The sequence below is a fragment of the Micromonospora globispora genome, from assembly GCF_003857015.1.
Taxonomy (GTDB): Bacteria; Actinomycetota; Actinomycetes; order Mycobacteriales; family Micromonosporaceae; genus Micromonospora; species Micromonospora globispora.
In genome coordinates this window covers 1-9967 of sequence record NZ_QGGF01000394.1, presented here as the reverse complement: position 1 = coordinate 9967, position 9967 = coordinate 1, and the positions used below count along the sequence as shown (strand labels likewise).

The following is a 9967-nucleotide window of genomic DNA, read 5'->3' as shown; positions in this document are numbered from 1 at the left end:
GCCGCCGGACCAGATCGAGCGCCCGGTGCAGCTCGCCGGAGCGGACGAACCGGCGCGGGACCCGGTTCAGCAGCCGCCGGCCGTACCGGCGGCCGACCAGGTAACCGACCTGGTCGCCGAGCGCCGCCCCGGCCACCGCGGCGACCACCACCGCCCAGAGCGGCAGCCGCCCCTCGTGCGCGAGCACCCCGCCGACCAGTACGGCGATCTCCCCCGGTACGACCAGGCCGAGGAAGGTCGACGCCTCCAGCGCGGGCAGCAGGAAGACCAGTGCCAGCACCAGGGCGGGTGGCAACGCCACCAGCAGGTTCAACACCCGGTCCATCCGCAGATTGTCGCCCGCCAGGACGGAGTACGCTGGCTCGTCACCCGGTCCTGCCCCGCCGCTCCGGTCCGGCACCCCGGCCGGTTGATCAGGTCGTGGACCCGGCGCGCAGGGGCGGCGAGTGAACCGGGCGCACTGCGGGGACAATTGGGCTGGGACGGGACGAGGACAGCGCGAGCGAGCGCCCAGACCCGCGGACTGGACGGGACGGGGGCAGGACGTGGAGGGTGAGACCGCCACCGACCAGATGTTCCCCGGTGGCGACCCGACCAGCGCGGCGCACCGGGCGACGGACTGGTCGGCCACCCCGCTGGGGCCGGTCGGGACCTGGCCGGCCGAGCTGCGGGCCGCGGTTCGTACCGTCATGCCCTCCCGGATCCCGATGCTGCTCTGGTGGAGCCATGAGCTGGTGCAGATCTTCAACGATCCGTACACGGGCGTGCTCGGGGAGAAGTTCCCGGCGGCTGTCGGGCAGCGCGCGGCGGACTGCTGGGCCGAGATCTGGGACATCGTCGGCCCCCTGACCGAGCGGGCGCTGAGCGGCGAATCCACCTACTCCCATGATCAGCTGCTCTTCATGCTCCGGCACGGCTTCCTGGAGGAGACGTACTGGACCTTCTCGTACAGCCCGGTCAAGGATTCGCAGGGGCGGGTCGACGGCGTCTTCGTGGCCACCAGCGAGGTGACCGGCCGGGTCGTCGGCGACCGCCGACTGGCGCTGTTGCGCCAACTCGGTGAACTCTCGATCGCGGCGGCGGACAGCGCGACGGATGCCGTCCGGGCGGCCGCCCGGATCCTCGCCGGCGGGCCCGCCGACCTCCCGGCCGGCATGGTGTACCTCCGAAAAGATCAGCTGAACGACGCTGACGACCCCTCGCGGGACGGCGACGACGTGCGCCTGGTCGCGTCGTTCGGCCTCGTCGACGGGGTCGAACGCTTCACCGCCGCCGGCCCGCCGACCGAGGTGGCGGAGGTGCTCAAGACCGGCCGGCCGGTGCGGGTCACCGGCCTGACCGCGACGACCTGGCCGACCGTGCGCGCGGACGGCTTCGGCGACCAGGCTCCGGTCGACGAGGCGGTGGCGCTGCCGCTGCTGGCCACCGGGAGCGAGCGGCCGGTCGGAGTGCTGGTCCTCGGCGTCAGCCCCTACCTGGCGTTGGACGAGCCGTACCGGCACTTCCTCGACCTGGTGGCAAGCCGCGTCTCCACCGCCCTGACCGACGTGCTGGCGTACGAGGCACAGCGCCGGCGGGCTGCCGCGCTGGCCGAGCTGGACGCGGCCAAGACCGCGTTCTTCACCGACGTCAGCCACGAGCTGCGCACCCCGCTGACGCTGATCACCGGGCCGGCGCAGGAGAGCCTCACCGACGAGCGGGAGCCGCTGCCGCCCGCCCAGCGGGAACGGCTGGAGCTGGTGCACCGCAACGCCGGCCGGCTGCACAAGCTGGTCAACGACATGCTGGACTTCGCCCGGATCGAGGGGGGCCGGCTGGAGGCGGAGCGGGTGCCCACCGACCTGGGAGGCCTGACCCGGGGCATCGCCGACTCCTTCGCGTACGCCATGCAGCAGGCCGGGCTGGTTTACGAGGTGGACGTACACCCGCTGCCCCGGACCGGATACGTGGACCGCGACATGTGGGAGAAGGTCGTGGTCAACCTGCTGTCCAACGCGCTGAAGTACACCCTCAGCGGCACCGTCCGGCTCCGGCTGAGCGGCGACGAGGACACGGTCACCCTGTCGGTCAGCGACACCGGCGTGGGCATCCCCGCCGACCAGCAGCCGCTGCTGTTCCGCCGCTTCTACCGGGTACGCGGCAGCGGCGGGCGCTCCCACGAGGGCACCGGCATCGGTCTGGCGCTGGTGCAGCAGCTGGTCCGGCTGCATGGCGGCGAGGTGGGCGTCCGGTCCGTCGAGGGCGAGGGCTCGACGTTCACCGTCCGCATCCCGTACGGCCGGCCGGCCGGCGAGCGGGCCGGTGGCGGCGAGCGGACGCTCGGGTCGTACCGGGACGAGGCCCTGCGCTCGGTGTCGGAGACGCCGTCGGAGCCACCGGTCGCCGACCGCGCCGGCCGCCAGGTCCGGCCGGCGGACGCGCCGACGGTGCTGGTGGTGGAGGACAATCCGGACCTCCGGGCGTTCCTGACCAGCCTGCTCGCACCCGCCTACCGGGTGCTCACGGCGGCCGACGGGCGGGCCGCGCTCGACCTGACCGCGCGGGAGCTGCCGGATCTGGTCCTCACCGACGTGATGATGCCCCGGATGGACGGCTTCGCCCTGCTCGGAGCGTTGCGGGAGGACCGCCGCACGGCCGGCGTGCCGGTGATCGTGCTCTCCGCCCGCGCCGGGGAGGAGGCCGCGGTGGAGGGGCTGCAGGCCGGTGCGGACGACTACCTGCCCAAGCCGTTCTCCTCGCCGGAACTGCTCGCGCGGGTGCGGTCGCACCTCGAGCTGTCCCGGCTCCGCAGCCGGGAGGCGACCTGGCGCAGCGCGTTGATCGACTCGCTTCAGGACGCCTTCGCGGTGTACGACGCGGACACCACCCTGCTGGAGGCCAACCAGGCGTTCTGCCGACTGGTCGGCGTCGATTCGCTGGAGCTGCCGGCACCCGCGCCGCACCCGTGGTGGCCCGATCGGGAGACCGAGCCGACGGAGTGGCGACGGGTCCAGGAGGTGGCCCGCGAGATGCGACAGGCCGACAGCGGCCGGTTCACTGTGCCGCTGCGGCACGCCGACGGGCACCGGATCTGGGTGGAGGTCGTCTACAACGCGCTCCGGGAGCCCCGCACCGAACAGCGGCTGCACGTCGCCACGCTGCGCGACATCACCGCCGAGGTCCACGCCGCCGCCGGTCAGGCCGCGATGGCGGCGCTCGCCACCCGGCTGGCCAGCGCGAGCGACATCACCGAGGTGCTCGGCGTCGGTCTCGCCGAACTGGGTGAGCTGCTCGGCGGGGCACGCGGCGTCGCGGTCTGCCCCGACCCGGCCGGGGCTCCCGTGGTGGTCGGCGCGGGACGGGAGCTGACCCCGGAGATCCGGCGGGCCCTCGACGAACTCGGCCCGGAGAGCGATCCGTACCTGGTGCGGAACGCCACCGGACGGGTCACCGCCGTCGCGGCCCGGATCGAGGCGGGCGGCAGCGGCGGAATCTGGCTGGAGCTGATCGCGCCCCGGCCCCCGGCCGCCGTGGACCGGGCGCTGATCCGCCAGCTCTGCGGAGCCCTGTCGCAGGCGCTGGTCCGGGCGCACGCCTACGAGACGCAGCGCGCCGTGTCGCTGGCCATGCAGCGGGCGATGCTCGGCCCCACGGAGCTGCCGCCCGGGTTCGCGGTGCGCTACGAGCCGGCGGTCCGCCCGTTGGAGGTCGGCGGCGACTGGTACGACGTGGTGCCGCTCGCCGGCGACCTGGTCGGCGTGGTGGTGGGTGACTGCGTGGGGCGCGGTCTGCCGGCGGCGACGGTGATGGGCCAGCTCCGCAGCGCCTGCCGAGCCCTGCTGCTCCAGGCCAAGAGCCCGGCCGAGGTGCTCTGCGCGCTGGACGGCTTCGCCCGGCTGATCCCCGGTGCCGCCTGCACCACTCTCTTCTGCGCGATCATCGACCGCGCGCGGGGCGAGGTCCGCTACTCCTCCGCAGGCCACCCGCCAGGCATCCTGACCAACTTGGACGGAGCGCACGAGCTGCTGGACCGGGCCGGTTCGGTGCCGTTGGCCAGCGTCGCGGTGCGGGAGCGTCCCGAGGCGACCGCACCGCTGCCGCCCGGCTCAACGCTGCTGCTCTACACCGACGGGCTGGTGGAGCGGCGCCGGGAGTTGATCGACGCCGGCATCTCCCGGGCCGTGGACGTGCTCGCCGCGTCCCTGGCACTGCCCGAGGGGGAACTGGTCGACCGGCTGGTCCGCGACCTGCTGCCCGCCTCCGGCAGCGACGACGCCGCCGTGCTGGTCTACCGGCACCGAGCGCCGGCGGTCTTCACCGACGCGCTGCCGGCCGATCCGGCCCAGCTCGCCCCGACCCGGGAGCGGCTGCGCCGCTGGCTGCACGCCCACGGGGTGGACGAGTGGGACGTGGAGACCGTGCTGATCGCGACGGGTGAGGCGTGCGCCAACGCGATCGAGCACGGCTACCGCTTCGCCCCCGGCGCGATCACCACCCTGCGGGCGGAGCTGCGGGGCGGCCGGCTGGAGATCGAGGTACGCGACCAGGGCGCCTGGCGAAAGAGTACGGACGACGCCGCGGACGGCGCGGACCGCGGCCGGGGACGGCTGATCATGGCCCGGATGATGGACGAGGCGACCATCGTCGGCACCCCGGAGGGCACCACGGTCCGGTTGGTCAAGCGACTCTCCGACGGCCGCTGATCCGGGTCGGGTGCCCGACGCCCCGCCCGGAGCGCGCGCGAAGATCAGCTATAAGTGACGCATGGACTTCCCGGCGTACCTGGCGACGATGCCGATGCACGCGATCACCGAGATCCACGGCGAATCGGGTCTGCTGGAGCGGTTCCGGCTGGAGATCCGGGCGTTCGACGCGGTCGCCCGGGAACGGCTGACCGAGGCCCTCGACCTCGCTGCCGAGCTGCATCGCGAGGACCGGCGGGTGCGCGAGCCGTACCTCAACCACCTGCTGCGGGTGGCGATCCGGATGATGCACCACTACCAGGTGCGCGACGTGGACGTGATCGTCGCCGGGCTGCTGCACGACGCGGTGGAGGACCACCCGGTGGAGCTGGCCGGCCCCAACGCGACCGGCGACCCGACCCGGGCCGCGCTGGCGGCGCTCACCGCGCGGTTCGGCCCGCGGGTCGCCCGCCTGGTCGGGGCGGTCACCAACCCGGCGTACGACCCGGGGCGCGACCGGCACGTCCAGTACCGGGAGCACGTGGCGGCCAGCCTGGCCCGGGAGCCCTGGGCCCGGGTGATCAAGGTGTCCGACTTCACCGACAACGGGGTGGGTGTGATCCACACGGTCGGGCCGAAGGTGGCCCGCTCCGCCGCCAAGTACCGTCCCCTGGTGCCGGTCTACCGCGACCTCATCGCCCGGCCGGACACGCCACTGTCCGCGCCGGTGAAGCGGCACATCTTCGCCCAGCTCGACCTCGCCGAGGAGCGGTTCAGCGCCATCCTCGACCAGCCCAACTGACATCAGCGAGGCGCGGGTGGGCGGATCCGCTCCGCCCACCCGCGCCGGATCGTCCTTCCGATTACTGCGCGAACGCCTGGAACTCCGCGATCCGGACGTTGTTCGCCTGCGGGCTCGCGGTCGTGCAGTCGGTCGCCGCCCGCGGATCCGCGTCCTGCTCACCGGCGTAGTCGGGCGCGCCGGTGCACTGGTTGGTCACCACCTCGACGCGCAGGTGGGTCGCCTTCGTCCGCGGGATGTCGAACGACCGGATGATCAGCTCCGGGGCCCGCGGCCGGGGCGCCACCGACGGGAAGGCGTCCGCCGGGCTGGTGTAGACCACCTGGAAGTCCGCCGCGTCGGCACAGGTCACCGTGCCCGTCGCCGTGCATGCCAGCACCCGGAACTGGCGCAGTGCCGAGAACCGGCTCTGCGTACCGGCGTCCGGGTCGTCGGCGACCGGCGGGCGCAGCATCGCGCTGACCTGGACCCGGCGTACCTGCTGGGTGCCGCCGGCCAGGTCAACGGTCACCTGCCGCCCGGCCACCGGGCTGCCCAGCGAGGCCCAGTTGGTGGCCTCGTCGTCGTCGGCGATCCGGGCCAGGTTGATGCCGTCCCCGCTGACCGTCGCACCGGCGCTGGTGGAGGCCAGGTTGACCCGTACCTGGACGGGCAGGTCGCGGACCTGACCGGCCGACACGGTGACCGGGCCGACCCGGACGTGCCCGTGACCCGGCGCGCGGACGACGAACTCGTACGTGCCGGGGACCAGGCGGACCTGGTCGGTGAGCGGGGTGGCCGGATCGCTGTCGGCGACCGGCACCGCCCGGGCCTGGTAGCGGCCCACGAAGAGCTGCGCCCCCGGTACGGCCACGTCGTCGTCGACCGGCTTGAACGTCAGCGTCGCCTCGTCCGCGTACGGGGAGGTGAAGCCCGGCGTCGGGTCGACGTCGGTGCTGCCGTTGCTGGCCGCGGTCTCGCCGAGGCCACGGGCGGCGAAGGCGTTCCAGAGCAGGTCCTGGTTCGCCCCGCCGAACCGGATCCGGTCGGCGGCGAGCATCGCGTCCCGGGCGTCCACCATGCTCACCCGGCTGCCCGCCATCAGCAGGAACGAGTCGAAGACGAGCTGGACCCAGCGCCGGTTGCCCGGGCACGCGGTCACCGGCGTGGCGCCGTTGGCGCAGGACTTCTGCAGCGCGGCGTCGCCGGCGCCGTACCGCCGCATCATGGCGACCCGGATGTCGACGTTGGTCGCGCTCCACACCTCGCCGGACGCGTGCACCTGCAGGCCGACGAAGTCGTAGTCGATCGCGCTGTAGTTCAGTGGGCTGTCGCTCATGTTGTAGTTGCGGATACCGGCGTCCGGGTCACCGGTAGCGTACTCGCCGACGGTGAAGCCGCGGCGGCCCGGCGCGGCGTACCCGTGCTCGTACAGGTACTCCATCGCGAGCTGGTCCGACCAGCTCTCGCTCATCCCCTGCGGCGAGCTGACCCCGGCGTTCGGGCCGGCGATCATCCGGTTGGTGATGGCGTGGGTGTACTCGTGGGCGATCACCGACATGTCATAGTCACCGTCCACACAGGGCGCGTAGAAGGAACCGGCGATCGGCTGCCACAGGTACATGTTGGTGACCGGCGCGACCCCGTCGGCCGGGGTGATCTGGTTGGCGTTGTCCCGGGCCTCGAAGTTCGGCGGACCGCCGCTGACCCCGCCGGCCTGGGCGTTGCCCTGCTCCGCGTCGGCGCCAAGACCGGAATGGCCGAAGTTGTCCTGCTGGAGGTTCCAGGTCGCCTCGGTGAAGCCGAGGTGGTACGACCAGTCGTGCATCCGGTTGTGCATCCCGAACAGGTTGGCCCGGGCCGCGTCGATGTCGTTCGCCTGCGGCGAGGTGAAGGTGTCCGGGCTGCACCGCTGCTCGTACCACTGGTTGGTCCACGGGTAGGCGTAGTTCCGGTCCGCCCGCGGCGTGGCGGTCTCGGTGCCCACGGTGCGCGGGTCGTTGCTGAACCAGTTGTGCACCGCGACAGCGTTGTTGCCCCTGGTGGTGTTGGTGGACGCCCCGGTGGCCGGGTCGACGTCCCAGGGCAGCGGCGACGCCGAGGTGCCGACCGTCTCGTCGCAGCCGGCGGCGGCCTGGAAGCACCAGGTCACCCGGGTGTCGGTCGACGAGTGGTCGACCGACGGGGAGTTCGGGAAGACCTCCCACTCCGGGTTGTCGGCCTCGTGGTCGACCAGGTTCTCGCGGACCAGCACGCTGCCGTCCCGGGCGTCCACGTAGCTGGAGAAGGCGGCCGGGTCGGCCCCGCCGAGGTCCCCGCCGAGGATCACCTCGTACGCGGCCCGCGCGCCCTCGGACACGGTCGGCACCGCGACGAGCGTGGTCCGCAGGATGGTCGGGTTCGTGAGGCCCGCGTCGGCGGCGGCCGCCCGCTGGGCCTGCGCCGCCGTGAGGGTGGCCGGTGCCGGTGCGGCGCCGTCCCGGGCGACGGAGGAACTGACGTGCCACACCGCGCCGTCGCGGACGCCGACCGCGAGCAGGCCGTCCACTGCGGCCGGCAGGCCGCCGAAGCGCTGCCGGAACAGGACGGTGGCGCCGTCGCCCATCGGTGCGACGGTCAACTGCTCCAGGGCCGCGGCGCCGCTGGCGGTCAGTCCGAGCAGGTCGCGGTTGGCGTCCACGTAGGCTCGCGCCGCCGTGGCCGGGTCGGCGGGCAGGCCGGTGGCCAGCGGCTTGCCGGTCGAGATGAGCATCGCCGGCGTACCGAAGGCGGTCCACCGGGCCCGGGCGCCGGGCGCGGCGGCGCGGTCCCGCTGGCGGTCGGTCGGGGCGCTCCGCCCCGTACGGTGGTCGGTGGTCTTGCTGTCGTGGGTGTCACCCGGCAGGTGGCCGGGTTGGGCCTGGGTCGGGGTCTCCCGGGGTGCGGCCTGGCCGCCAGCTCCTGCGGTCAGGACCAGCCCGGCCGCGAGCAGCAGCGCGGTGGTCCCCGTCAATGCACGGGATGGTGTGCGCACGGTCCCTCCTGTCGTCGAACGGCGGTGTCCGTTCCCGACATCCGACCAGCTCACAGTGGACGAGGGGATGGGCCGAACATCCACATATAGGCTCGGGTCGATGACTGTCCGCAGTGACCAAAGGGGCATTTGTCGGAATATCCGGACGTCGCGCAGCGAGGGAACCGCGGCGGCAGACACCTCGGTCATGCCCTGGCTAGCGTGAGATTCCGGCGGAACGGGGGTGGCAGTGAGATGACCGACGCCTCCGACAGCGGGTCGACCTCCGTCGATCGTTGGCGACCACGGTTCGAGTGGTCGCGGTTTTGGAAGCAGACCGAGCCCGTCCGGGGCTGGCTGCTGAGGGTCTGGGAGCAAACGACCCGCGCACTCCAGGAGACGGCGCCGGTCACGGCAGCGGCCGCACCGGCCTCGGCCCTCACCGGCCCGCTGAGCGAACGACTGGACATACCGGTACCGATCCGGGTGTCGGGCCGGGGCCGGACGTTCAACTTCCACATCTATGCCCGCTGTGTCTGGTCGGCAGAGCACCTCCGCCGGGGGGAACTCCTCAGCGCCGCGTACCAGTACACGCCGGAGGTCATCCGGAGACTGACTCGGCTCGCGGCGGCGCAGGCGGTCAACTTCGCCCCGCACCGGGCAGCAGAACTGGAGGTCGAACTGCAACGGGCGCTGTCGGAGAAGGCCCCGTGGTGCTACGTGCTCGGTGGCGGGGTGGTCACCTGCCAACCCCATGTCTGGGTCGAGCTTGACGAGCGGGTGCGGATGCTCGCCCTGCCGTACTGGGAGAAGCTGGTCAGGCTCGACTATGAGCACGACGTGGCCGAGTACGCCGACCGGCTCAACCGACAGCGGGGGTCCGGGCACGGTAACCCCCACAACGGTGCCTCCGCAGGGGCCCGGAGGAACGGGGACGACGCGGTCGGCGACGTGCGGCAGGTGGTGGCGGACCTGAGGGCTGCCGCGCAGCGGCTGGAAGACCTGCTCCGCAGGACGCGACCCGACGCCGACGGCCCCTAACGGCCCCGTGCGCTGCGCCCAGCCCGGTATGCCAGCCGTCCGCTACTCCTGGCGGACGGATGCGACTTCCCGCGTACGGCAGAATCGGCGGCGATGGAGGCGGCGAGGATTCTGACCGCGCTCGCCGACCTGGCCCCGGCCGGCGCCGAGCGGGTCCTCGACGTGTCTGGGTCCGGCCGGCCGCTGGTCTGGCTGCCCGAGCCCGACCGGGCCCCGCGCAACGCCCGGCTGGACCGCCTGGCGGCGCTGGACGCGCTGCACCGCGACGAGCGGCTCCTGCGCCGTGGCCTGGCCTTCCTGGTGGGCACGGCCGACGTGGACGGTGCCCGACGGCGGGTACGACTGCCGCTGCTCGCCCAGCCGGTACGCCTCGAACGCGCCCGCCGCGGCTACCGGGTCGTCCCGGCCGGAGACCTGGAACTCACCCCGCTGATCGAGGACCGGGAACTGGCGGCCCGGTTGGAGGCCGCCCCGGGCCCGGCCGGGCCCGGG

General features: G+C 73.4%; 5 protein-coding genes and 1 pseudogene. 4 read left to right on the top strand and 2 right to left on the bottom strand.

Annotated elements, in window-relative coordinates; all coding sequences use genetic code 11:
- The coding region (locus tag DKL51_RS20850; RefSeq protein ID WP_369008638.1) for a DedA family protein at positions 1-325 on the bottom strand (325 nt) is incomplete at its 3' end.
- Between the two features lie 220 nt (positions 326-545).
- Here DKL51_RS20850 and DKL51_RS20845 point away from each other — a divergent pair.
- Positions 546-4682 carry a SpoIIE family protein phosphatase gene (locus tag DKL51_RS20845; RefSeq protein ID WP_124812402.1) on the top strand — a complete coding sequence of 1379 codons (4137 nt, stop codon included), beginning with the start codon at positions 546-548 and terminating at the stop codon, positions 4680-4682.
- A 61-nt stretch (positions 4683-4743) separates the two neighbouring features.
- Positions 4744-5463 (top strand): HD domain-containing protein, encoded by a 720-nt coding sequence (locus DKL51_RS20840; RefSeq protein WP_109942771.1) that lies wholly within the window; start codon positions 4744-4746, stop codon positions 5461-5463.
- 61 nt (positions 5464-5524) lie between these two features.
- On the opposite strand, the gene DKL51_RS20835 is transcribed toward DKL51_RS20840, so the two are convergent.
- Positions 5525-8434 carry a M36 family metallopeptidase gene (locus DKL51_RS20835; protein ID WP_260428601.1) on the bottom strand — a complete coding sequence of 970 codons (2910 nt, stop codon included), beginning with the start codon at positions 8432-8434 and terminating at the stop codon, positions 5525-5527.
- Between the two features lie 255 nt (positions 8435-8689).
- On the opposite strand from DKL51_RS20835, the gene DKL51_RS20830 reads away from it, so the two are divergent.
- Together DKL51_RS20830 and DKL51_RS20825 are read left to right on the top strand one after the other, a co-directional pair.
- Positions 8690-9475, top strand: coding sequence for a hypothetical protein (locus tag DKL51_RS20830; protein WP_109942769.1), 786 nt, complete (start codon positions 8690-8692; stop codon positions 9473-9475).
- A gap of 93 nt (positions 9476-9568) precedes the next feature.
- Positions 9569-9967, top strand: a pseudogene (locus DKL51_RS20825) (hypothetical protein); the annotation flags it as partial.